Genomic DNA, 25,019 nt, shown 5'->3' with positions numbered 1-25,019 from the left:
TTGTAGGCCTTCGCCTGCTCGCGATAGCAGTGTGTCGGCAAATATTGATGTGCCTGACCCACCGCTATCGCGAGCAGGCTCACTCCTACAGGGGATAATCTCTGTATTTGCAACAGGCTTGCACCCATGAACTCGCAAAGCATCATCGTCCCGAAAATTTCCACCCTGCCGGTCCACGAACCCCGGGCCCGGGCGATCGTGCGCTGGCTGGTGCGCAAGAACATCATTAAAGAAGAGCTGAGCACCTGTGGCCGCACCGGTAACCGCATGGCTTACGCGATTGCCGATGGCGCCCGTGCGGTGGTCCTGCACCCGCAAGCATTGCCATTCGGTGAGCCGATCAACGGGCTGGAGATCGTCACCAAGCGCTGTATCTACACACCGGCCAAGGGCTTTCTCGAAGAAGCCGGTTGCGCCGAGTGCCGTCGTGAAGTCGGCGAAGCGCTGTTCGAAAGCCTGGAAGACTGGTTTCCAGGGCGCACCGACAACTTCACCTGCCCGGAATGCGGGCATGAAGACGACATCAACGGTTTTCTGTTTTTGCAGGAGTGTGCGTTTTCCAATCTTGGTTTCATCTTCAATAACTGGCTGGAGGCGGGCTTCAAGCAAAGCTTCATCGATGAGTTTGCCGATTGGCTCGATCAACCTGTCTCTTGGGTCAAGGTGGAGCTGTAGCGCCGGGGATCTCCGTATATCAGCAACATTGATATTAAGCTGAGTTTTACATTGAACAGCAGGGGGTGTCTGACTATAATGGCGCGCTTCCATTTTCCCGCTCGGGAGCCCCCGCGATGCTGCGTATCAGCCAAGAAGCTCTGACATTCGACGACATTCTCCTAGTGCCTGGTTATTCCGAGGTACTTCCTAACGAAGTCAGTCTCAAGACCCGCCTTACCCGTGGCATCGAGCTGAACATTCCTCTGGTTTCTGCCGCAATGGACACCGTCACTGAAGCCCGTCTGGCAATCGCCATGGCTCAGGAAGGTGGCATCGGCATTATCCACAAGAACATGACCATCGAGCAGCAAGCTGCCGAAGTGCGTAAGGTCAAGAAGTTCGAAGCCGGCGTCGTCAAGGATCCGATCACCATCGAGGCTGATGCCACGGTGCGTGACCTGTTCGAATTGACCCGCATGCACAACATTTCCGGCGTTCCGGTCCTGCACGATGGCGACCTGGTCGGCATCGTCACTTCCCGTGACGTGCGTTTCGAAACCCGTCTGGAAGCCACCGTACGTGAAGTGATGACGCCTAAAGAGCGTCTGGTCACCGTGCGTGAAGGCGCCGACAAGAACGAAGTCCGCGAGCTGCTGCACAAGCACCGTCTGGAAAAAGTCCTGATCGTCGATGACAAGTTTGCCCTCAAAGGCATGATGACCGTCAAAGACATCGAAAAAGCCAAAGCCTACCCACTGGCCAGCAAGGACGATCAAGGTCGTCTGCGCGTTGGCGCTGCTGTCGGTACCGGTAAAGACACCGGTGACCGTGTAGCCGCGCTGGTCAATGCCGGTGTGGACGTCGTGGTAGTCGATACCGCGCACGGTCACTCCAAAGGCGTGATCGACCGCGTTCGCTGGGTCAAAGAGAATTTCCCTGAAGTGCAGGTGATCGGCGGCAACATCGCCACCGGCGCCGCTGCCAAGGCTCTGGCCGAAGCAGGCGCTGACGCAGTCAAGGTCGGTATCGGCCCTGGCTCGATCTGCACCACCCGTATCGTCGCCGGTGTCGGCGTCCCGCAAATCAGTGCCATCGCCAACGTTGCCGCTGCCCTTGAAGGCACTGGCGTGCCGTTGATCGCAGACGGCGGTATCCGTTTCTCCGGTGACCTGTCCAAGGCCATCGTAGCCGGTGCTTCCTGCGTGATGATGGGCTCGATGTTCGCCGGTACTGAAGAAGCGCCGGGTGAGATCGAACTGTTCCAGGGCCGTTCGTACAAGGCGTATCGCGGCATGGGTTCGCTGGGCGCCATGTCCCAGGCTCAAGGCTCCTCCGACCGTTACTTCCAGGATTCCTCGGCAGGCGCCGAGAAACTCGTTCCGGAAGGCATCGAAGGCCGCGTACCTTACAAAGGCACCCTGAGCGCGATCATTCACCAGTTGATGGGCGGCCTGCGTTCCTCGATGGGTTACACCGGCAGCGCCAACATCGAAGAAATGCGCACCAAGCCTGAATTCGTGCGGATCACCGGCGCTGGCATGGCCGAATCCCACGTTCACGACGTGCAGATCACCAAAGAAGCGCCAAACTACCGCGTAGGTTGAGCCTTCAAGCAATAAAGTAAGCAACCGGGGCTGTTTGATTCAGCCCCGAGTTGTTTCTGAATCACGACTGTTTCTGAACGACTTAGACGAGACTGAATCATGGCCCTCGATATTCACGCTCACCGCATCCTGATCCTCGACTTCGGTTCGCAATACACCCAACTGATTGCCCGCCGCGTGCGCGAAATCGGTGTGTACTGCGAACTGCACCCGTTCGACATGGACGAAGATGCGATCCGCGAATTCGCTCCTAAAGGCGTCATCCTCGCCGGCGGCCCCGAGTCCGTGCACGTCGCCGACAGCCCGCGTTGCCCGCAGGCCGTGTTTGACCTGGGCGTACCGGTCTTCGGTATCTGCTACGGCATGCAGACCATGGCCGAGCAACTGGGCGGCAAGGTTGAAGGTTCCGAACTGCGTGAGTTCGGTTACGCCCGCGTTGACGTGGTTGGCAAGAGCCGTCTGCTCGACGGCATCGAAGACCACATCGACGCCGACGGCCTGTTCGGCCTCGACGTGTGGATGAGCCACGGTGACAAAGTCACCAGGATGCCGGAAGACTTCCACATCCTCGCCAGCACACCGAGCTGCCCTATTGCCGGTATGTTCAACGACGACCGTGGCTACTACGGCGTGCAATTCCACCCGGAAGTGACCCACACCAAACAGGGCGGTCGCATCCTGTCGCGTTTCGTTCTCGACATCTGCGGCTGTGAAGCCCTGTGGACCCCGTCGAAGATCGCTGAAGACGCCATCGCCAACATTCGCGCACAAGTCGGCACCGACAACGTGCTGCTGGGTCTGTCCGGCGGCGTTGACTCCTCGGTGGTTGCCGCACTGCTGCACAAGGCCATCGGCGATCAACTGACCTGCGTCTTCGTCGACAACGGCCTGCTGCGTCTGCACGAAGGCGAGCAAGTGATGGCCATGTTCGCCGAGAACATGGGCGTCAAAGTCATTCGCGCCAACGCTGAAGAGCAGTTCCTGAACAACCTGGCCGGCGAAGCCGACCCGGAGAAGAAGCGCAAGATCATCGGTCGCACCTTCATCGACGTCTTCGATGCCCAGTCGAACAAACTGGAAAACATCAAGTACCTCGCGCAGGGCACCATCTACCCGGACGTGATCGAGTCGGCTGGCGCGAAAAGCGGCAAGGCCCACGTGATCAAGTCGCACCACAACGTGGGCGGCCTGCCGGAAGAGATGAACCTGAAACTGGTCGAGCCACTGCGCGAACTGTTCAAGGACGAAGTCCGTCGTCTGGGCCTGGAACTGGGCCTGCCGTACGACATGGTCTACCGTCACCCGTTCCCGGGCCCGGGCCTGGGCGTGCGCATCCTCGGTGAAGTGAAAAAGGAATACGCCGACCTGCTGCGTCGCGCTGACCACATCTTCATCGAAGAACTGCGCAAAGCCGACTGGTACCACAAAGTCAGCCAGGCCTTCGTGGTGTTCCAGCCAGTGAAATCGGTTGGCGTTGTTGGCGATGGTCGTCGTTACGCCTGGGTTGTTGCCCTGCGTGCCGTGGAAACCATCGACTTCATGACCGCGCGTTGGGCTCACCTGCCTTACGAACTGCTGGAAACCGTATCCGGCCGCATCATCAATGAAATCGAAGGCATTTCGCGCGTCACTTACGACGTGTCGAGCAAGCCGCCAGCGACCATTGAGTGGGAATAATGTCACCGGCCTGAGGGCCGACTGACTGATATAAAAAACCGCCTGGCGTTCGCGCCAGGCGGTTTTTTTTTGAGTTCACCGTGTGCGATCGTGGTGGGTACTAGCACACCTGTACTATAGCTACGCGTATTTCATCGCCCTAAGCTACAGGCAACTTCTGTTGTGGGTTGGACCCACTTTCTGGAAAACCAATAAGACATCTGCGCGCAGCTGAGTGTCGAGGCGTGGCGGGTTCTTGTTCCTCAAATATAAAAACAGTACAGAAAAAGCATACGGGTGAGTTATGTCTTTCATACATGGAAAGTTAGTTGGAGGTGCCATTGCGCTGTGTCTGGTGGCTGGAGTGTTGAGTGGTTGCGCCAACTCGAATGACATGATGGGTTCAATGAATCTCAATGGCGCAGGTGCGAAGAAGTACGATGAGTCTTATCTGAGGACCGCCATCGTTCGTGGCAAAACCACTAAAAACCAGATAACTCAGATGTTTGGCCCGCCGATGCAGGAACAGGCCGACTCGGACACCATAACTAACTGGACCTACGTGAAAAGCGAAGAAGGGCTGGAGAAGTACGTGAATCTTGCCCACCGATTCGTCTCGCCGGAAACCAGCGGTGCTATTGGTACAGCAACGTCACACGTGGCCAATGCGCAGGGCACCATGAATGAAGTGACCAGCGTAACCACTGGCAAGACCACCGCCCAAGGGATCAGCTTGAGGATCTTTTTCGAGAACGATATCGTCCAGAATTATTCTGTTTCGCGTTGATTACAGCGTACGGATCTTCGCCAATGCCAGTCAGTTTTACTGACTGGCATTTTTTTCGGGCGCAAAGCACCTTGGCAAGAATCGTCGCGCTCAATTGATCGCGAAGATTGGAGTCGTTACTAAAGAAACTGCGATCGAATCAAATCCGTATCGAACGGCGTTAACCCTTGATCAGGGGCAAACACCGTCTCTGCTTGCAGTGTGCAGGCCACTCGTTCGCCTCGGGCTCGTGCATGTAATTCAAAGAGCGTTTCTAGATCCGGCCGTGGTGTATGCACCAGGGCCCGCAGCATCAACGATACCCCGCTGAGGTTATTATCGACGTTGTTCCACCGGGGAGATGAAGTCAGCCCCAGATCGGCCCAAATCATGCGTCGTTCCTGCAAGTCCATCACGAATGGCAGGCAGATAACTGTGTCGGATGCAATATCGATACGGTCGAACACGGATCGCGGATCGAATACTTCACCCGACGCCGTGTCGGTGCGGGCCATCCAGCCAGCGAAGCATTCTGGAAGATCGCAGTACGGCTGTTCGGTGAATGAGTTGATTGACGTGACGACGTAGCGGATTCCCTTCTCGACCAGAACATCAAGGTCGAGATCGATGAACTCCGAAGCCCCGTCGGGAGCATCGACGATGTCGCCGCTGTGGTAGCCGCCATACCCTTTCAAGTTGTAGTACGCAACCGTTTCTCTGAACACGAAGTTGGCATCGAAAAATGCGGCGGACAAGTCGATGTCAGTGCGGCCTTTGCCATTCTTCCACCACAGAAACAGGCGAATGAAACGTGTGTCAGGGATAGGCAACCGACTGCCTCGCGCCAGCGTACGTAGCGACTTCGATGAGGCGCGCTGCGCTAGCGGCACCCTGTACTCGCGTAATGCCGGATCGATAAAGCAGCGCCCTAGCGGCGGCAGTGACGCAAATCGCTGTACGAGAGCGTCCTCGCAGATTCGGGCTGCACGCGCCAACACATCAGGCGCAAGAGGCTCTCGGCGATCGTTGATGGCATAGACTTTGGCGAATGAACCTTTCGGAGTGAAGGCGCGCAGGGGCTGGGGGCGCGGCGCACGAACCTGTGCCAGCACCTGCAGCAGGACAGGTGAGGACACTTGTGCCGCAACGGCCTCGAACGCGTCCAGTACAGAGTCGGCTCCCGTCGCACGGCGCAGGGTCACGTCAAGCCGTCGTGCGAACTCAACAGGTCGGCTTTGTAGTATTGGCACAAGCGCGGCGATGTCACGCTGGACCAGCAATGTTTCGACACGTGAATTAAATGTGGCGGGCGGTTCGTTTCGACGCGCTGCCGTGATGGCGGCCAGAGCGTGTGGATATTTATCGGCGTAGTCGCCCGGATGCAGTACTTCAGCCAGGCGTTTCCAGCGCTCCGCATGACGCATTACGTCTTCGGCAGCGTTGGGTATTTTATCGAGCAAGTGCAAAAACATACGGCGCATCGAGCGCTTCATCGGTTTGAAACGTGTTGAAGCGGTTGCCAGCGAAACGTCTCCTCCGCTCAGGGCGACTGCCAGTCGTAGTACGTCAGTCGCTGTTTCGACATTTCGCTCCAGGAATGTGTCTACCCGTTTGTCGCCAGCGACATGCAGGATCAATGCGCCGCCAACCTGTGCACGGATCTCCCGGAACGAAATGGTCTCGGGCAGCAGGCGAAACACATCGCTTTTGTAGCTTCGGATAAACCAGACAACATCGGCAGTTTCCTCTTCGGAGAGCGAGGTGCGCGATGAAACCAGAGGCTCAAGCAGTGACTCGAACTCAGAAACGCTACCCGTTTCAATCACCCAGGATATGAAGTTGCCTTCAAGCATCGGGGGTCGAGTGTTTTCAGTCGGTGGCAAACGTCGAAGCGTGAGGTAGTGCATGACGGCGTTAAGGTACAGCTCTGCCTCTGGGGCTTTCAGAACCTGCTCTGGAAAGTCTGGATAAAACGGCCGGTGGTGCACATGAGCGCCGGTTCTCCGTCGCAAGACTCTGACAATTTCGCGTAGCCAGTACTTGAGTTCTGTCGCCGACAACATGCCGATTTGCTCAATCAGGGACTCTGACAGTACGCATCGGAACGCCGCGATTTCCTGGACGGCCGATGCGACTTGAGCGCGCGTGGCACCGCCAGTGCCCGTCGGGACGTGAACTTTGCTGCGGCGACGCAGGAACAGCTCCTGATTCATGCTTGATTTTCTCCTTTGGTCGCCGTCATGGACGAGCTGCAGCATCGTGTCTACAGCAGATGTAAAAACGCCTGCAAAAAGCAGGCGCGGTGTGGAGAGCGAAACCCCTAGGTCATAGGAGGTTTAGAAGGAAGGTGTTCCATAGCCACGGCGGCATTCTACGTAAGGTTGTTCTTTTTTGTCAGCTTGCTGCGTATCTCAACGGTAACAAGCTGCTTCACCAGAAAAATGGGGACCGCCGACCAACCTCAGTCAGGTATCCGGCTACGCATGATCAGCCCGGTCTCGGACAGCTTTTGCGACAGGTCTTTCAGGTTGGCGAACGCGATGTCATTCACTCGCTGCCAGGCAGGACGGTGGATGGAAAACTTGCCGTCATTCAATCGGGTGATCAATGTGCGCTGGAGCATGCCTTGTTTGCTGCGGTGGATCAGGGTGTAGCTGTCGCCTGCTTTTTCAAATAGATACATGCCCCGCCGGTACAGAAGGTTTTCCAGAGTCTCTTCGGTCCAGTTCACCTCGGGCGCCTGCACCTTCAAACGCAAATCAGCGCGAAGAAGGTCTGGAGGGCCTTGCGTGGCCGTGCCACCGGGCGAGCTGTCGCGTGGTACTTCAACCCCTGGGTCGACATCTACGCCCAGCTCTTCACCGGCGGCGACTTCATCGATTCGCAGGCCAATTCCTCCCTTCAACTCACTGATGCCGGACAGTCCTTTGAAGTTGTTTGTGTTCTGAGCATCGGTCACCACGATCCATTTTTTCGGACTGTTGAGATAGAGGTCGCCGGTCATGAGGTCGTTGGTCAGGAAGGTGCTGATCATTTGTTCTTCGACGGAGGGCAGCGGTGTTTTCATTTTGTAGCTTGCGGCGCAATCGATCGCCTGGACACGGACGCCGTTTTCTCGTGCGATCCGGACCAGTTCCAGCGGGGTGAATCGACCGCCAGGATCGGTGCCGAGGCTGCTCAGGTAAGTGCGCAGATCCACGCTCATGGTGCCGCTCATGAAGTAGCGGTTCAGTTCAACCTGAGCGAAGTCGCTGAGCAACCCACGCATGTATAGAGTCTTCGCGTGTCGGGCCAGCGCCGGCATGTTCTCGATCAGAAAACGCAGGGTGGCGATGCGATCAAGGGTTGCTCCCACCACCAGCCCTGAAGCACGTTCAAAAATGCCATCGACAAGATCGGCTAGCGCCATCAGGCGGCTGATTTCGGGCATTGCCGGACGCGCAGGCTGGATGACCCACGGCAGGTTCTTGAAAAAACTTCTGGCTGAACTCTGCAAGCGTTGACGCTTACCGGCGGCGTACAGCTCGAACGGGTCATCCATGCTAAAACCGCCGGCACCATCGGGCTGCATCTGGGCATGGGTTTCGTTCAGGTTCAACGCCCAGGCTTTTATCGAACGGCGCACCGTCGGATCGATATCGTAGGCGCAGGGCACGGGGCGCGGGGGGCGGGGGGCGTGAGGCCGAAGGTTGCGGCTCCATTTCCGGTTGGGCGGGCGGCTCGGGCACTGCGGGTTCGAACGTGTCGAGTTCGATCTCGGGGGCACACTGTTTACCCATGCATTGACCTCCTCCCTTAAGGCCCAATGCAGGGATCCGCTCCCACTCACCAGCGCCATTAAGGCGGACCGGCAAGGCGTGAACGAGTTGATTGGGGCGCTCCGGGTCAACGATTGCCCAATCGCCACCGCCGCGAGAGTCGGCGAAGTAACGCACATAATAGGGACTGTCATTCATCAGGATGGCGTAGGGCGGATCAGAGTCGAGACGGTAAATACCCTGAAATTTCCCGGCCTCCTCACCGAGTGCTGTGCCATCGAGCACCTCGTTGCATTGATAACGTTCGGGGATCGGCGGTGGCGCAGACTTTTGCGCCGTTATCGACAGCGTTTCATCAAGCGCCGGCACGGCGATGCCGACATCGTCCGGCACCCTGATTGGCGGTGGGTTGTCAGCCTCGGCGGAGGTGTTCAAGGCTTCGCTGTACTCGGCGATTTCTGCGGCCTCAAAAACGTCGACCTCGGGGCCGACTTCCAGCATCGGGCCGGTACCCATGAGCAATGGAAGGTTGAAGAGCATGTTGATGCCACTCAGGACCGCGCCAAGCACGCCGGCCTTGCGTTCGGCGTTGGTCTTGCCGTTTTGCGCCTGATCGATATTCAGGCCCATGCTGACAATGGTGGCGCCAATCACCGGCAACGCCAGCGGCCAGCCAACAGTGGCCATCGGACCGAATACCTTGAGTCCCGCGCTCAAATAGCCGATCCACAACTTTTTGCGCAGATCGCCATTGGACGTCAGGGACAGATGGGCCTCTGCGAACATTGCCTGGCGGGTCGAGTCGCGCAGCCAACTGAAGGCATCATCGGTCAGCGTCAGGTTTGTGCGGTTGATCAGGTGATGGTCGGCGCGACCCCAGCTACCCACTAACCTGTTCATCAGATCGGTAGGGTTCTCGCTCATGACCTGACGATCGGCGAGGGCAAAATGCTCCATGAAGGACATGCGGCGGTTCGCGTTGTTCATTTGCTCAAGCACCCACCAGTGCAGGTCCGCCGTGGTTTCCCTGACCACGAACGCTTCGGCATCACCGGGCAGATAAATAATCTGCCGGCCATCGGGACCTACCACCCGCAGCAATTGGGTGGCGACATGACCGTCGATGTCGAAGGCGCATACATTGCCCGTTGCCTCGTGGCTCGCTTGCAGCATGCTCAGGGTGACCGGCCAGCTGACAGGCCCCACCACCGAGCCCACCAGCCATTGGAAGTCGCTACCGGTGAGTTGCCCAAGGTCCAGAGCCTGCACCGCACGGCTGAGGAAATTGCATTTGGCCAATGTGCGGAAATCGTCGGCGTGGCTGTTCCAGAAGTCCGTCAGAGTGGCCGTGTAGTGACCACTGAAATCGAGGCGCCAGAACGCGTTCAAGACCTCGTTGCCATGCAGGCGAACCTGGTTTTTTTCGTGGAAATCCTCGGCCTGCGGACCTTCGGTGTAGAAGCCACCATACAGATCGAGAAGATCGGCGTTGTCCTGGTCGGTGGCGCGAAAACGATGAATGACCAACTGTGTCAGGGTCATCGATTCGTAGGGATTTTCGCGGATGTGCTCCCAGCCGGTAAACGAGCGGCTGCTGCTTTGGGCTGTCTTGAAACGATGGAAATAAACCTGATCCGGATCAAGGCTCGACAAGCCTTTGGCTTCCAGCAGATCAAGAGCCGCTTGACGGGCGGCGTCCTGCAGGCCGGGGCAGTTCTGCACGACGGTATAGGCGATTCGCTTCAGAGCCGCTTTGTCTGCCGCATTGGGCAGAGGACGTGGTTGGGTGGCGTACATGCTTTCTCCATCCTTGAGAAATGAGAGCCAAGCATGGCCGATTCGCTCAAGGGGAGTGCACTACATATGTACCGCATATGATCGTTGCAAATGTGCCTGGATCAGCGTCGGGCCACGTCGGAAAAGTAGAACTTGTCGAGGGTGTGCCGCGATTCGGTGTACTCGAACTGACGACCGTCCTGAAGGAAGGTCTGGTTGCTGACCACGATCACATGACTCTGGTCGTCGAGGTCCAGGTGCAGTTGATCGTCCTTGCTGCGCGGCACGGCTTCGATGGTGCGTTGGGCGTAGGCAATCTGTAACTGCAGAGTCTGTTCGATATGGGCGTAGATCGACTGTTCAGCGATGTCGAGGGTCAGGCCGGGAATCACTTCGGTGACGAAATGGTTGATGTCGAGGATGACCCGTTTGCCGTCAATCCGCCGCACACGCTTGATCCGCGTGATGAGGCTGCCCGGTTCGGCATGGATGTGCTCGAGCAGGGCGCCTTCGAGCGGGATATGGCTCAGTTCGACCACTTCGGTGCTGACATCGTTGCCCAGGCGCGGGTAGGTCTCTTGAAAGCTGACGATGCCACCGAGCTGAAACTCGATCGGGTTGGTCGACAGCACGAAGGTGCCTTTGCCGTGGATTTTCTGCGCAAAGCCACGCTCTTGAAGTAACTCGATGGCCTTGCGCACCGTGCCACGGCTGGCCTGATAGCTGTCCATCAGTTCGGTTTCGGAAGGCAGGCGGGCGCCGCGCTGCAGGCGTTCAGTCGTGATGTTGGCCAGCAGATCGCTATAGATCTGGTTGTATTTGCTCATGGGTAGGCTCGGTGCCGACTGTGCTCAAAGCTTCGAACCTTAAGGCCAGGGTAGGGCTTTGTCCATGTGGACGATGGAAATCATCTTAGGGCGGGGTAGGACAATTCTCTTTCGGTCTGGCGGGAATATGCATAAACAAACTCGTCTGTACGAGTTGTTGCATTAACTCGTACAGACGAGTATTTTTCGCTTCGGCGTGCTGCCAATAACAACAATCCACAGCGGAAGAACAAGCATGAGCCACGACTATCCGAACATTGCCAGGCAATTGCTGCACAGCCTCGGTGGCAGCGACAACCTCGAACAGGCCGCCCACTGCGTCACGCGGTTGCGACTGGCCCTGAAGGACCCGAGCCTGGTCGACAGCGCCACGCTGAACCAGATCGACCTGGTCAAAGGCTCGTTCTTCACCGGCGGTCTGTATCAGGTGGTGATCGGTCCGGGCGAAGTGGAAAAGGTTTATGGCGAATTGCGTCGCCAGACCGGTCTCGCCGCGTCGACCATTGCTGACGTCAAACAGAAAAGCGCCGAAAAGATCAACGCGATGCAGCGGCTGGTGCGAGTGTTTTCCGATGTGTTCATGCCGATCCTGCCCGCGTTGATCATTGCTGGCCTGTTGATGGGCATCAACAATCTGCTGGGCGCCAAAGGCATGTTCATCGAAGGGCGAACCCTGCTCGATGCCTACCCGAAACTCGACGGGCTCTGGAGCCTGATCAATCTGATGGCCAACACCTCGTTCGTGTTTCTGCCGGCGCTGGTGGGCTGGTCGGCGGCCAAACGCTTTGGCGGCAGCGAGATCCTCGGCATCGTGCTCGGCCTGATGCTGGTGCACCCCGATCTGCTCAACGCCTGGAACTACGGCAAGGCCGTGGCCGGGCTGGACGGGCAGCATCTGCCGTACTTCGACATTCTCGGGTTGTTCCAGGTGGAAAAGGTCGGTTATCAAGGGCAGATCCTGCCGATTCTGCTGGCCGCCTATGTAATGAGCATCATCGAAAAATGGCTGCGGGCGCGCGTGCCCAACGCCATTCAATTACTCGTGGTACCGATCACCACCATCGTCGTTACGGGCGTGCTGGCGCTGGCGGTGATCGGGCCGGTGACCCGCCACATCGGCATCTTCATCACTGAAGGGCTGGTCATGCTGTTTGATCTGGCGCCGATGGTCGGGGGGGCGATTTTCGGTCTGCTGTACGCGCCGCTGGTGATCACCGGGATGCACCACATGTTTCTCGCGGTCGATCTGCAATTGATCTCGACCCAGGGCGGCACCTTCATCTGGCCGATGATCGTCATGTCCAATCTCGCCCAGGGCAGTGCCGCCCTGGCGGTGTTCTGGATGACCCGTAATGCGCGGGACAAGAGCATGGCGTCGACCTCGGCGATTTCCGCCTACTTCGGTATCACCGAGCCGGCGATGTTCGGCGTCAACCTGCGCTACAAATTTCCGTTCTACGCCGCACTCACCGGCTCGGCGCTGGGCTGTGTGTTCCTGTCGCTGAACAAGGTTCAGGCGTCGGCCATCGGCGTCGGCGGCCTGCCGGGGTTTATCTCGATCATTCCGCAGTTCATCCCGATGTTTGTGCTCGGGATGCTGGTTGCCATGCTCGTGCCGTTTGTTCTGACCTGTGCATTGAGCATGAAGATTGTCCGGCCCGGTTATCGGGTTGCCTGAATCGAACCTGCGGCAGCGCCTACAGGGCCCGTAACATTCAAGAGGGAAATGTGCCATGCAAGACTGGCAACGTTCGGTGATCTACCAGATCTATCCGAAGAGCTTTCATAGCCACGCCGGCAACCCGACAGGTGATCTGCTCGGTATTGTCGCCAAGCTCGACTACTTGCAATGGCTAGGCGTCGACTGCCTGTGGATCACGCCATTCCTGCGTTCGCCGCAACGCGACAACGGCTATGACATCAGCGATTACTACGCCATCGACCCGAGCTACGGCAGCATGGCCGACTGCGAACTGTTGATCGCCGAAGCGGGCAAGCGCGGAATCAAGCTGATGCTCGACATCGTGGTCAATCACACCTCGATCGAACACGTATGGTTCCAGCAGGCGCGCAGCAGCCTCGACAACCCTTACCGTGACTTCTACATCTGGCGTGATCAGCCGAACAACTGGGAATCCAAGTTTGGCGGTTCCGCCTGGGAGTACGAAGCCCAGACCGGTCAGTATTACCTGCATCTGTTCGACCACACTCAGGCCGACCTGAATTGGGACAATCCCGAGGTCCGCGCCGAAGTGTTCCGGATGATGCAGTTCTGGCGGGACAAGGGCGTGGGTGGTTTTCGTCTGGACGTGATCAATCTGATCTCCAAGCCGCAGGACTTTCCCGAGGACAGCAGCGATGGCCGGCGCTTCTATACCGACGGGCCGAATGTCCACGCGTACTTGCAGCAGATGCACCGCGAAGTCTTCGAAGGGCATGACCTGATCAATGTCGGCGAGATGTCATCGACCAGCCTCGAACACTGCATTCGTTATTCGAATCCGCAGTCGAGAGAACTGTCGATGACCTTCAACTTTCACCACTTGAAAGTCGATTATCCGAACCTGCAGAAGTGGGTACGCGCCGACTTCGATTTCCTTCAGCTCAAGAAAATCCTCTCCGACTGGCAGACCGGCATGCAGGCCGGTGGTGGCTGGAACGCGCTGTTCTGGTGTAACCACGATCAACCGCGCGTGGTCTCGCGCTTCGGCCATGACGGCGAGTATCGCGAACTCTCGGCGAAGATGCTCGGCACTGCGCTGCATTTTCTGCAGGGCACGCCGTTCGTGTATCAGGGCGAGGAGTTGGGCATGACCAATCCGGGGTTCGAATCGATCGAGCATTATCGCGATGTCGAGACGCTGAACATCTTTCGCCTCAAGCGCGAAGCCGGCAGCAGTGATGCCGACAACATGGCTGCGATCATGCAGAAATCCCGTGATAACGGCCGCACACCGATGCATTGGGACGCTGGACCGAACGCCGGTTTCAGCAGTGTCGAGCCGTGGATCGGGGTGCCGGCCAATGCCGCGCAGATCAACGTCGCCAGGCAGCTCGACGACCCGGACTCGGTGCTGCATCACTATCGCAGTCTGATCGCATTGCGTCGCCGCGAGTCGCTGATCACCGACGGGTTGTACCGACAATTGCTGCCCGAACATCCGCAGGTCTGGGCGTATGTGCGTGAAGGTGTCGCCGAGCGTTTGTTGGTGGTGAACAACTTCTACGGGACAAGCTGTGAGGTGGAATTGCCTTCGACGGTCATCAGCGAGTCGATGCGCCAGCGCCTGTTGATCAGCAATTATCCGCAAGGCCCGTTGCGCAAGCGTCAGGTGGTGCTGCGACCTTACGAGTCCTTCGTCCTGCACCTGATCGATCCCTGACCTCTAACTAGAAAACCAGCTTTCAAAAAAACACGCAGAGCACTGCGCGGGGGATTTTTGCGCGCCGAAATCATGCAACCAGACAATAAAAACAATGGGGTGGCTTATGAAAACAACAATAAATCGCAGCCTTGCAGTCGCAGGTTTTTGCCTGGCCTTGCCGCCAACGTCACAAGCGCTGGAGTTTGCCGGCTACTTGCGCAGCGGTGTCGGCACGTCGGTCAACAGCAGCGGTCAGTCGTGCTTCCAGTTACCCGGCGCACAGACCAAATATCGCTTGGGTAACGAGTGCGAGCAGTACGGCGAACTGGAGCTGCGTCAAGACCTGTACACCCTCGACGACGGTTCGGTCCTGAGTGTCGATGGCATGGCTTCGCTGTATAACCGCTACGACCGCAGCCCTACATTCAAAGACGACAATGGTTCGATCCGCTTGCCGCAGGCCTATGCACAGTGGTCGGCGATGCCTGCGCTCAATGGCGGCTCTCTGTGGGCGGGGCGCCGTTACTACAAACGTAACGACATCCATATTTCCGATTTCTATTACTGGAACCAGAGCGCCACCGGGGGCGGGGTCGAAGACGTATTGATCGGCGATCTGAAGTACAGCTACGCGTTTTCGCGCAAGGACAATCTGTACCAGAAGGACTACATCAATCGGCATGACTTCAACGTCGCCGGTTTCAAGACCAACCCGGGCGGTGAACTGGAGTTCGGCTTGAGCTATATCGACAAGCCCGACAGCCGCGATGCCCACCGAGGCTGGGCGATCACCACGCAACATGTGCAAAAGGATTTTTTCGGCGGCAAGAACAAACTGGCGCTGCAATACGGTGAAGGGCCGGGCACCGGGCTGGGCTACACCGGCAACGTCAAACTGGACGACAGCAATAAAAGTTACCGGGTCGTCGAGTTTTTCGACTGGCAGGTGACGCCGCGCTTTGGCGGTCAGGTCGAGGCGGTGTATCAGAAAGACATTCGTCCGGACGGTGCCGATCAGAACTGGATCTCGTTGGGGGTGCGGCCTGCCTACGCGCTAAGCGAACACTTCAAACTGGTCACCGAACTGGGCCACGATCAAGTCGACGCTCCAGGCGGCACGCGCAAGCTGAGCAAGTTCACGTTTGCCCCGACCTGGTCGCCTGAAGGCCCCGAGTTTTGGGCGCGTCCCGAAGTGCGTCTGTATTACACGTACGCCACCTGGAACGAAGCGGCCAAACGTGCGGCCAACCAACTGGCGAAAGGTTCTGCACTGTCTGACACCGGCGCCTTCGGCACCGCCCGCCACGGTGCGAATGTCGGATTGCAGGTCGAATACTGGTGGAAATAAGCGATGCTGATGGCGCGTCGCGCTCCATCAGCACTTCAAAGAATAAAACTGCAGGTGACATCATGGCCACACCCCAACCCTTGCAACTGCTGGCGCCTTTGTCCGGTGTCCTGATGGCGCTCGAGCAAGTGCCCGATCCGGTGTTTTCCGGGCGCGTGATCGGCGATGGTCTGTGCATCGATCCGACCTCGTCGACCCTGTGTGCCCCGCTGGCCGGAATTATCAGCAACGTGCAGGCCAGCGGGCATGCCGTGAGCATCACCGATGACCATGGTGTGCAGGTGTTGCTGCACATCGGCCTGGATACGGTGAGCCTCGCCGGCCAAGGCTTCACTCGTCTGGTCGAAGAGGGGCAACGGGTTGCCGCCGGGCAGGCGCTGATCGAGTTCGACGCCGACTACATTGCCCGACATGCGCGCAGCCTGATGACATTGATGCTGGTGGTCAGCGGCGAGCCGTTTACCTGGCTGGTCGCGTCGAGCGCACGGGTCGAAAGCGGCCAGCCGTTGCTTGAACTCGCCAGCGCACAGACATTCAGCGAGGAAGCCGTCGCGGCAGAAGGTCAGGCCGTGTTCTCACCCTCCTTGAAACTGCCCAACCCCAATGGTCTGCACGCGCGCCCGGCGGCAGTGTTCGCGCAAGCGGCGAAGGGTTTCTCGGCAAAGATTTACCTGCATAAACAGCAGACTCAAGCCAACGCCAAATCCCTGGTGGCGATCATGGCGTTACAGACCGCGTTTGGCGACAGTGTGCAACTCAGTGCGGTGGGCGAAGACGCTGATGCTGCAATCGAGGCACTGACCCGGTTGTTAGCCGAGGGCTGCGGTGAAACGGTGACGGCAGTCGCGCCGGCCGAGGTCGTCGTCACGGAGGCGCTGACGCTTCTGCGGGGCATCTGTGCATCACCCGGTTCGGCGTTGGGCCAGGTGCTGCAGATCAGCGAGCCGGTCTTCGACGTCAGCGAGTTCGGCGGCGCAGCGGACGTCGAGCGCGAAGCCCTGGCCAATGCCCTGATCGAAGCCGATCTGGCCTTGCAGCATTTGTGTGACACCGCCGCTGGCGAGGCCGAAGCCGAGATCTTCAAGGCCCATCAGCAACTGCTCGAAGATCCGGGGCTGCTCGATCAGGCCCAGGCGTTGATCAGCGAAGGCAAAAGCGCGGCGTTTGCCTGGCGCGCGGCCACTGAAGAAACAGCGACGATGTTTCGCCAACTGGGCAGTGCGCTTCTGGCTGAACGGGCGGCGGATCTGACCGATGTCGGGCGTCGCGTCCTCAAGCTGCTGCTGGGTATTGGCGAGCAGGCGCTGGAGTTGCCTCAAGGATGCATTCTGATCGCCGATCAACTGACGCCGTCGCAGACCGCTGGCATCGATACCAGCAAGGTGCTGGGCTTCGCTACGGTCGGGGGCGGCGCGACCAGTCACGTGGCGATTCTCGCCCGTGCCTGTGGTCTGCCGTCGATCTGCGGGGTGCCGGTGCAGATGCTCGCACTGAGCAACGGCACGCCAATATTGCTCGATGCCGACAAGGGTGAATTGCATGTACATCCCGACCCTGCGGTCGTCGGCCAGTGGCAGGCTCGGCACGCGCGACAACGTCAGCGTCATGCACATGAACTGGCCAACGCAACGCTCGCGGCGCGCACCCGCGACGGCCATCACGTCGAGGTGTCGGCCAACGTCGCCTCGTTGGCGGAAACCGAGCAGGCCATGGCCTCGGGGGGCGCGGGCGTCGGCCTGCTGCGTTCAGAGTTTCTCTACCTCGGCCGCAATCACGCGCCGAGCCATGACGAACAGGTCGCCACTTACAGCGCCATCGCTCGCAGTGTCGGACCTGCGCACAATCTGGTGGTGCGCACCCTCGATGTCGGCGGCGACAAACCGCTGGCCTATGTGCCGATGGACAGCGAAACCAACCCGTTCCTTGGCGTGCGCGGCATCCGTTTGTGCCTGGAGCGTCCGCAGCTGTTGCGTGAGCAGTTCCGGGCCATGCTCGGCTGCTGTGAGCTGACGCGTTTGCACATCATGCTGCCGATGGTCACGCAGCTTTCGGAGCTGCGTCTGGCGCGGCAGATGCTCGATGAGGAGATATCGGCACTGGGGCTAACGCAACGGCCGAAACTGGGGATCATGATCGAAGTGCCGGCGGCGGCGTTGCTGGCGGATCTGTTTGCGCCGCTGGTGGATTTCTTCTCGATCGGCACCAACGACCTGACGCAATACACCTTGGCCATGGATCGCGATCACCCGCGCCTGGCCAGTCAGGCGGACAGTTTTCATCCCTCGGTATTGCGCCTGATCGCCATGACCGTGAAGGCCGCACACGCCCATGGGAAGTGGGTCGGTGTGTGCGGTGCGATGGCCTCCGAACGTCTGGCGGTGCCGCTGTTGCTGGGGTTGGGCGTGGATGAGTTATCGGTCAGCGTGCCGATGATTGCGCCGGTCAAGGCAACGGTGCGCGAACTGGCGCTGGCGGATTGTCAGATCATCGCGCAACAGGTACTGGGTCTGGAAAGCGCCGCGCAGGTGCGTGAGGCGGTGCAGCTCTTTCATGAGGCCACCGCCGATACTTTACGGGTTCTGGAGAACTGAACATGTTCGAAAAATTGCAGAAGGCATTCTGGAAGGCCCTGACCCCGGATCTGGTGGTGGACACACCCGCAGCAGCGGCCGAGCCGATCGACGGATTGAGCAGCGAAATTGTCGCGGCGTTGGGTGGTGTGGATAACCTCCAGTCCCAGCAACCGCTGGCGTTGACGCGGGTGCGGGTTGTGTTGCGTGATGTGTCGCACATGGACCCCTACGCGTTGAGCGCCGCTGGTGTCGCGGGTGTGATGCCCCTGGAGGGCGGCGTGGTGCACTTGATTACCGGGCTGCGGCCTTAAGCCGACAGGTGGCGTGCGGCCTCAGGTCGCCCTTACTGTTTCTCAACCGCAGGTGTATCGTATTCGCCTTTTGCAGGCCTTCAAGGCTTGTTGCCGATACGTGAGGTAGTTGAGTTCATGTCCTTTACCCGTCGCCAAATCCTCGGTGGCCTGGCCGGTCTTGTTGTCGTTGGTGTCGGGGCGGGGGGCGCGTCGCGTTATTGGCTCGGCAAAATGGCCGACGCCGAGGCGGGTCATGACTATGAACTGATCGCCGCCCCCCTGGACGTCGAGTTGGTGCCGGGGCACAAGACCGAGGCCTGGGCATTCGGCCCGTCGGCGCCTGGCACCGAGTTGCGTGTGCGCCAGGGTGAATGGCTGCGGGTGCGCTTCATCAACCACCTGCCGGTGGCGACGACCATTCACTGGCACGGCATTCGTCTGCCGCTGGAAATGGACGGCGTGCCGTACGTGTCGCAACTGCCGGTGTTGCCGGGCGAGTACTTCGATTACAAGTTCCGCGTGCCGGATGCCGGCAGCTACTGGTATCACCCGCACGTCAGCAGCAGCGAAGAACTCGGGCGAGGGCTGGTCGGACCGCTGATCATCGAAGAGCGCGAACCCACAGGTTTCAAGTACGAAAAAACCTTGAGCCTGAAAAACTGGCACATCGATGACGAAGGCAATTTCGTCGAATTCAGCATTCCCCGTGAAGCAGCGCGTGGCGGCACGGCGGGGCGCTTGTCGACCATCAACGGCGTGCCATCGCCGGTGATTGAATTGCCGGCCGGGCAGATCACCCGGGTGCGTTTGCTCAACCTCGATAACACGTTGACTTACCGCATCAACATTCCCGGCGTCGAAGCGCAGATCTACGCGCTGGACGGCAATCCGGTCGAGCCGCGCCCGCTGGGCAAGGAATACTGGCTCGGCCCGGGCATGCGCATTTGTCTGGCGATCAAGGCGCCGGCGGCGGGCGAAGAATTGTCGCTGCGCAACGGGCCGGTACGTCTGGGCACACTGCGTTCGGTGGCCAACAACGACGCACCGACCGACTGGCCGAAAGCCTTGCCCGCCAACCCGGTGGCCGAGCCGGACCTGGCCAGTGCCGAGAAACTCAACTTCAATTTCGAGTGGGTGGGTTCGGTGTCGGTCAACGTCGACAACGGCAAGCCGCCGAGCCTGTGGCAGATCAACGGCAAGGCCTGGGACATCACTGACAAGACTTGCGCCGACCGACCGATTGCCAGCCTGAAACTGGGGCAGAGCTACATCTTCGAATTGAAGAACATGACCCAGTATCAGCACCCGATCCACCTGCACGGCATGAGCTTCAAGGTGATCGCGTCGAACCGGCACAAGATCATTCCGTACTTCACCGACACCTATCTGCTGGGCAAGAACGAGCGCGCGCAAGTGGCGCTGGTCGCCGATAATCCGGGGGTGTGGATGTTCCACTGCCACGTGATCGACCACATGGAAACCGGCCTGATGGCCGCCATCGAGGTGAAGTGATGCGCCAGATTCGCCCCGCGGCAATCATTGATCGCAGCCGAGACCACGACTTCATGCGTGAAGCCCTGACCCTCGCCGCACAAGGCGCAGCGCTCGGCGAAGTGCCGGTGGGCGCAGTGCTGGTGCAGGATGGCGCGATCATCGGTCGTGGCTTCAATTGCCCGATCAGTACCAGCGACCCCAGTGCGCACGCGGAAATGGTCGCGATCCGTGAAGCCGCGCAGGCGGTGGATAACTATCGTCTGCCGGGTAGCACGCTGTATGTGACGCTGGAGCCGTGCAGCATGTGCGCAGGCTTGATCGTGCATTCGCGGGTGGCGCGGGTGGTGTATGGCGCGCTGGAGCCGAAGGCCGGGATTGTGCAGAGCCAGGGGCAGTTTTTTACCCAGGGCTTTCTCAACCATCGAGTGCTATATGAAGGCGGGGTATTGGCCGAAGAGTGTGGCGCCGTGCTGACCGAATTTTTTCGCGCCCGAAGAGCAAAAAGCCCCTCACCCTAACCCTCTCCCAGGGGGAGAGGGGACTTACCGAGGTGAGAGGGAGAGGTCCGCCGACTTGGGATATCGAGTTGAACTCAGATCTTGAAAAGCTCAAAGATCGGCTCCCTCTCCCTTGGGAGAAGGCTGGGGTGAGGGGTGGGCTCACCGCGGTGGTTGGTTTACTTCTTGGCGACAATCACCGCACGCATCGGCGCCGGCAGGCCTTCGATGGTTTTGCTGTGATCTTCGGGATCGAGGAAGTCGCTCAGCGACTGATACTTCATCCACTCGGTACCACGTTGTTCCTCGACCGTCGTGGTGCTGACATCCACGCATTTCACATCAGTGAACCCGGCACGCCGCAGCCACAACTCCAGCGCCGGCACCGACGGCAGGAACCACACGTTACGCATCTGCGCATAACGGTCTTCCGGCACCAGCACCTGATGCTTGTCGCCTTCCACCACCAGCGTTTCCAGCACCAGTTCGCCGCCCTTGACCAGGCAATCCTTCAGCGCCAGCAAGTGCTCGATCGGCGAGCGGCGGTGGTAGAACACACCCATGGAAAACACCGTGTCGAAACCTTCGAGGTTCGGCGGCAGGTCTTCGAACGGGAACGGCAAGTGCCAGGCATTCGGTTCTGACAGATAACGCTGCACCGCCTGGAACTGACAGAAGAACAGCCAGTTCGGGTCGACACCGATCACGCTGTCAGCGCCGGCACCGAGCATGCGCCACATGTAGTAGCCGTTGCCGCAGCCGACATCGAGGATGCGTTTGCCCTGCAGGTCCAGATGCGGCGCCACTCGTGACCACTTCCAGTCCGAGCGCCATTCGGTGTCGACGTGCACACCAAACAGGTCGAACGGCCCTTTGCGCCATGGTGACAAGCCCATCAGTGCGGTGCGCATTTGCGCGCGGGTTTCGTCGTTGCAATCGGTGTCGAGTTTCAGGCCGTTGAGCAGATCGACCTCACTCGGCTGGATCTTTGGCAAGGCATCCAGCGCACTTTGCCAGCGCTCCAGATCGCCGTGACCTTTCTCCATTTTCTTGTCGAGTTGCGCTTGCAGGGTGTTGGCCCATTCGGCCAGCGGCGTACCAGCCAGACGGCGGGCGAGGGGAGACAGATCAATCATGGCAAGGCAATCAACGAGGCAAAGTTAAGACACTGGAACCACGGCACGACTTTCGAGAACCCGGCGGCCAACAGGCGTGCGCGGTGTTCTTCGAGGCTGTCGGGCTTCATGACGTTTTCGATGGCGCTGCGCTTCTGGGCGATTTCCAGTTCGCTGTAGCCGTTGGCGCGTTTGAAGGCGACGTGCAGATCGGTGAGCAGCGCGTGTTCTTCGGCTTCGTTGAAGCGCAGCTTCTCCGAGAGGATCAGCGCGCCGCCCGGCAGCAGCGCTTGGCGAATGCGCGAGAGCAACGCGGTGCGCTGATCGGGGGCGATGAATTGCAGGGTGAAGTTCAGCGCCACCACCGACGCGGGCTGGAAGTCGAGGGCGAGAATGTCGCCCTCGATCACTTCGACTGGCAGCAACTCCTGGAACATCGAGTCCTGACCGTTGAGGTATTCGCGGCAGCGCTCGACCATCGCCGCCGAGTTATCCACAGCGATCACCCGGCAACCGTCGGTGCGCACATGGCGGCGCAGGGCTTGAGTGACCGCACCCAGCGATGAACCGAGGTCATAGAGCACGCTGTTCGGCTGGGCGAACTGCGCGGCGAGCACGCCGAGGTTTTCGACGATAGTCGGGTAACCCGGCACCGAGCGCTTGATCATGTCCGGGAACACCCGCACCACATCTTCGTTGAAGGCGAAGTCGGGCACCTGGGCCAAAGGCTTGGCGAAAATACGATCGGGTTCTTTGCTCACGGCGGTTCCGGCGGTGTAAATGGAAAGGCCGGCATTTTAGCCAAAAGGGCGCGGGGATGCTTGGGTTGTCTGATAAAGCGGCAAATCAAAAGATCGCAGCCTGCGGCAGCTCCTACATGGGAATGCGGTTTTCTGTAGGAGCTGCCGCAGGCTGCGATCTTTTAAAGGCTAGCGCGTTTGCTTTGGGAGAACGCGGAGGCCGCAATGCCCCACTGGCCCAGCCAGTAGCTGAGGATGATGACGTACGGCGCGGCGTGGAATGGCGATACGAAGCGATCAATGCCGATCACGCTGTCCGAGAACACAAACGCCAGCGCACCACCCGCCGCCAGTAGCGCCGAACGCTTGGGCGCATCGGTGCCGAGGCGAGCAAGGGCGCGCCAGAGCATCGCGCTGATTGCCGTGCCGTAAATGATCACCGGCACCAGCAAAGGCCCGAGACCGCTGGAAACCAGAATCCCCAACAGTACCGCGCCAACCCCGAGCGCGAGCAGCAACGGCAACACCGCCAGACGCTTGCAGTCACTCAGATAAGCCTTGAGATACGCCAGATGCGCGATCAGAAACGCACCGAGGCCAAACACGAAGAGGTCTCCCGGCCATGCCAGCAACACATCACCCAGCAGCGAGAAAATCAGACCCAGACTGATCCAGCGCCGATAGTCGCTGGGTGGTGCATCGTGCAGCCAGCCGAGCAGCGCCAGCACCGGCAATGGTTTGACCAACAGACACAGTAACGCCGCATGGGTGCTGACACCGTAGAGAAACGTCACCGCGCCCATCAGCGCCAGAATCAGCCAGCCCACGATCAGTTCACCGAAATGGCGCAGTCAAAGGTTTCCACTGGCAGCACTTCCGGTGCCCACGGCTGTTGCGAGGTCAGGCGCAGGCGCCCGGTGCCGGGGGCAAAGGCCTGGAAGCGCCAGGTCGACAAACCCGCGGCGCCGACCACGCCGGCATCTTCCGGATTGCTGTAGACCTCGGGGCTGAGTGCGCGCAGCACGCCGCCAGCCGAGTCCTGAATGGCCCAGCGATAGCCGGTGGTCGGGTTGCTTGGCAGCGTGATGATAAGGTTTTGTCCGTTAGTGAGCCGGACGGGGCATTCGCTTTGTTTTTCCACAGTCACGTTGTGTTTCGGTTGCGTGGCACAAGCGGCCAGCAAGGAAAGGGCGAGGGGGACAAACAGGCGAGTGGGGGACATAAGGTCAGCGGCTCCGGCGTTGGCGACGAACGGCGAGCATAACTGAAGATGAGACGAAGTGTGACAGTCAGGCGCTGTCGGGGGTGAGCACTGCAGGATGCTCAGGTAAGCAACCGAGGGGGCCCACAATTGGCGGAGCGTTTATCGCCCCATGCAGGCCTCGGAGGAAGATGCGAATTCGACCTCAGCCCTCCTAGGGTGTGAATCGAGTGGTGATCAAGTCAACGTCGGAGGTTCCTTCCACTGTTAGCTGAGTTCCGGAGATGTCGTGCTTCACTCGGACTTCAAGCTGGAAATGGTACCGGGTCATGTCTGCTGTTGGGCTGGCTTCGACTTTGATGGAGCCTTCTATTGCCGGGTACACGATTTCCGCGCTTCCTCCGGCCAAGCTGCTAATGCCTCGTTCGACATAATTGATAGCCGAGAAAGGGCTGTTAATGTCGCCAACGGTATAAGTCCCAGACCCCACACCCTCTCTAAAGGTAAGGACAAGCGATCGTTCACTGTACTGAGACGAGCGGTTTACTGAGCTTTTCAGCGTGACCCTGTCACCCAGTAGCTGGTGCAAGGTTTCAGTACTTGAAAATTGTTTTCGGTTTTGCACACGGAGTTCAGTGCTGGCATCTATTGTCAATACGGTAATAAAAGATTTACTGGTCATGGTGTAGGGCTCTTTAATCAGCTAGCGGGAAGACTTTAATTGTCAGCTTTTCCCGATGACGACAGTGTCGATGCCAGCGATAAAGCGTCCACTCAGGCGCTGAAGTTCATTGCTACCGGACGTCACCTTCAAGGTGATGTCAAAGTTTTTCACGTTGAAAGTCAGTTGCCCTGTCCCGGAGTGTGCAACGTCAACAGTCAAGGAACCTTGAGTGATTTCGTATTGAAATGGAATAAGGGTGCTGAGTTCATCTTCCTCCCTGAAATATTCAAGATAAGTAGCACCTTGGAAGTCAACGGAACTGCCCCAGGTGTAAGTGCCGGACGTAATGTTTCTGCTCAACTGAAAACTCAAATTACGGTAGCTGACGTCGGGGTATTTATTAATGGAAAAACGGATTGAAAGAGTGTTGGGGTAGAAACTCACAGCCATGTCTGTTGAGTGCAGGTTAATGCCTCGGTTTGTTGAAAGATTCAGCTCACCGATAAGACGCTGGAGATTTTTGGGGGCAAGATTGGAATATGTCATGCGGACTTCCTTCACAGTTCAGAGAGAGTCAGCAGATTCTGATAGCGCTTTATTCCGAGGGATACTGTCAAGGTTGACAGGTTTTTATATTCGCTTGCGATAGAGTGGCGAGCCAAACGCTATAAAGAGTCAACTTTGA

General features: G+C 58.8%; 21 protein-coding genes. 11 read left to right on the top strand and 10 right to left on the bottom strand.

Annotation, left to right across the window (positions count from 1 at the left end):
- The first annotated feature begins 126 nt into the window (after positions 1-126).
- The 4 genes from P3G59_RS23400 to P3G59_RS23385 all read left to right on the top strand — a co-directional run bounded on the left by P3G59_RS23400 (position 127) and on the right by P3G59_RS23385 (position 4,704).
- Complete coding sequence (locus P3G59_RS23400) at positions 127-675, top strand: sugar ABC transporter ATPase (RefSeq protein ID WP_077574417.1); 549 nt, start codon at positions 127-129, stop codon at positions 673-675.
- Between the two features lie 116 nt (positions 676-791).
- A complete protein-coding gene (gene guaB, locus P3G59_RS23395) occupies positions 792-2,261 on the top strand; it encodes an IMP dehydrogenase (RefSeq protein WP_034156270.1) in 1,470 nt (489 codons plus the stop codon).
- Between the two features lie 99 nt (positions 2,262-2,360).
- Positions 2,361-3,938, top strand: coding sequence for a glutamine-hydrolyzing GMP synthase (guaA, locus tag P3G59_RS23390; RefSeq protein WP_007916833.1), 1,578 nt, complete (start codon positions 2,361-2,363; stop codon positions 3,936-3,938).
- 385 nt (positions 3,939-4,323) lie between these two features.
- Positions 4,324-4,704, top strand: coding sequence for a hypothetical protein (locus P3G59_RS23385; protein WP_277759153.1), 381 nt, complete (start codon positions 4,324-4,326; stop codon positions 4,702-4,704).
- Positions 4,705-4,823: 119 nt separating this feature from the next.
- Here the strand turns inward: P3G59_RS23385 and P3G59_RS23380 are convergent, their stop codons facing one another.
- The 4 genes from P3G59_RS23380 to treR all read right to left on the bottom strand — a co-directional run bounded on the left by P3G59_RS23380 (position 4,824) and on the right by treR (position 11,044).
- Positions 4,824-6,896, bottom strand: a complete 2,073-nt coding sequence (locus P3G59_RS23380; RefSeq protein ID WP_277759152.1) for a TerD family protein — start codon at positions 6,894-6,896, stop codon at positions 4,824-4,826.
- A gap of 248 nt (positions 6,897-7,144) precedes the next feature.
- Positions 7,145-8,281: a membrane-targeted effector domain-containing toxin gene (locus tag P3G59_RS23375; protein ID WP_277759151.1), complete on the bottom strand. Its 1,137-nt coding sequence runs from the start codon at positions 8,279-8,281 to the stop codon at positions 7,145-7,147.
- Positions 8,226-10,238, bottom strand: a complete 2,013-nt coding sequence (locus P3G59_RS23370; protein ID WP_277759150.1) for a DUF6543 domain-containing protein — start codon at positions 10,236-10,238, stop codon at positions 8,226-8,228. The genes P3G59_RS23375 and P3G59_RS23370 overlap by 56 nt, the downstream gene beginning before the upstream one ends.
- Before the next feature lie 101 nt (positions 10,239-10,339).
- Entirely contained in the window at positions 10,340-11,044 is a 705-nt protein-coding gene (treR, locus tag P3G59_RS23365; RefSeq protein WP_277759149.1) for a trehalose operon repressor, read from the bottom strand.
- A gap of 235 nt (positions 11,045-11,279) precedes the next feature.
- Between treR and treP the strand changes: the two genes are divergently transcribed.
- From treP to tadA, 7 genes are all read left to right on the top strand, one after another.
- Entirely contained in the window at positions 11,280-12,722 is a 1,443-nt protein-coding gene (treP, locus tag P3G59_RS23360) for a PTS system trehalose-specific EIIBC component (protein WP_277759148.1), read from the top strand.
- Positions 12,723-12,777: 55 nt separating this feature from the next.
- Positions 12,778-14,427 (top strand): alpha,alpha-phosphotrehalase, encoded by a 1,650-nt coding sequence (gene treC, locus P3G59_RS23355; protein ID WP_277759147.1) that lies wholly within the window; start codon positions 12,778-12,780, stop codon positions 14,425-14,427.
- 106 nt (positions 14,428-14,533) lie between these two features.
- Positions 14,534-15,757, top strand: a complete 1,224-nt coding sequence (locus P3G59_RS23350; RefSeq protein ID WP_277759146.1) for a carbohydrate porin — start codon at positions 14,534-14,536, stop codon at positions 15,755-15,757.
- 62 nt (positions 15,758-15,819) lie between these two features.
- Positions 15,820-18,348 (top strand): phosphoenolpyruvate--protein phosphotransferase, encoded by a 2,529-nt coding sequence (gene ptsP / locus P3G59_RS23345; protein ID WP_277759145.1) that lies wholly within the window; start codon positions 15,820-15,822, stop codon positions 18,346-18,348.
- A 2-nt stretch (positions 18,349-18,350) separates the two neighbouring features.
- Complete coding sequence (locus P3G59_RS23340) at positions 18,351-18,641, top strand: PTS transporter subunit EIIB (protein WP_277759144.1); 291 nt, start codon at positions 18,351-18,353, stop codon at positions 18,639-18,641.
- 117 nt (positions 18,642-18,758) lie between these two features.
- A complete protein-coding gene (locus P3G59_RS23335; protein WP_277759143.1) occupies positions 18,759-20,135 on the top strand; it encodes a multicopper oxidase family protein in 1,377 nt (458 codons plus the stop codon).
- Positions 20,135-20,635: a tRNA adenosine(34) deaminase TadA gene (gene tadA / locus P3G59_RS23330; RefSeq protein ID WP_277759142.1), complete on the top strand. Its 501-nt coding sequence runs from the start codon at positions 20,135-20,137 to the stop codon at positions 20,633-20,635. Before P3G59_RS23335 ends, tadA begins: the two co-directional genes overlap by 1 nt.
- Positions 20,636-20,793: 158 nt before the next feature.
- Here tadA and cmoB read toward each other — a convergent pair whose 3' ends face one another.
- The 6 genes from cmoB to P3G59_RS23300 form a co-directional block, all read right to left on the bottom strand.
- Entirely contained in the window at positions 20,794-21,750 is a 957-nt protein-coding gene (gene cmoB, locus P3G59_RS23325) for a tRNA 5-methoxyuridine(34)/uridine 5-oxyacetic acid(34) synthase CmoB (RefSeq protein WP_277759141.1), read from the bottom strand.
- Complete coding sequence (cmoA, locus tag P3G59_RS23320) at positions 21,747-22,490, bottom strand: carboxy-S-adenosyl-L-methionine synthase CmoA (protein ID WP_277759140.1); 744 nt, start codon at positions 22,488-22,490, stop codon at positions 21,747-21,749. Before cmoA ends, cmoB begins: the two co-directional genes overlap by 4 nt.
- Before the next feature lie 161 nt (positions 22,491-22,651).
- Positions 22,652-23,296: a lysoplasmalogenase gene (locus tag P3G59_RS23315; RefSeq protein ID WP_277759139.1), complete on the bottom strand. Its 645-nt coding sequence runs from the start codon at positions 23,294-23,296 to the stop codon at positions 22,652-22,654.
- Positions 23,297-23,298: 2 nt separating this feature from the next.
- The gene (locus tag P3G59_RS23310) at positions 23,299-23,691 is read right to left on the bottom strand and encodes a protease inhibitor I42 family protein (RefSeq protein WP_277759138.1); all 393 of its coding nucleotides are present in this window, start codon (positions 23,689-23,691) and stop codon (positions 23,299-23,301) included.
- A gap of 193 nt (positions 23,692-23,884) precedes the next feature.
- Positions 23,885-24,352: a hypothetical protein gene (locus tag P3G59_RS23305; protein ID WP_277759137.1), complete on the bottom strand. Its 468-nt coding sequence runs from the start codon at positions 24,350-24,352 to the stop codon at positions 23,885-23,887.
- 42 nt (positions 24,353-24,394) lie between these two features.
- A complete protein-coding gene (locus tag P3G59_RS23300) occupies positions 24,395-24,880 on the bottom strand; it encodes a hypothetical protein (RefSeq protein WP_277759136.1) in 486 nt (161 codons plus the stop codon).
- Between the last annotated feature and the right edge of the window lie 139 nt (positions 24,881-25,019).

The sequence above is a fragment of the Pseudomonas sp. A34-9 genome (assembly GCF_029543085.1).
Lineage (GTDB): Bacteria > Pseudomonadota > Gammaproteobacteria > Pseudomonadales > Pseudomonadaceae > Aquipseudomonas.
This window is presented reverse-complemented; position numbering and strand designations above follow the sequence as displayed.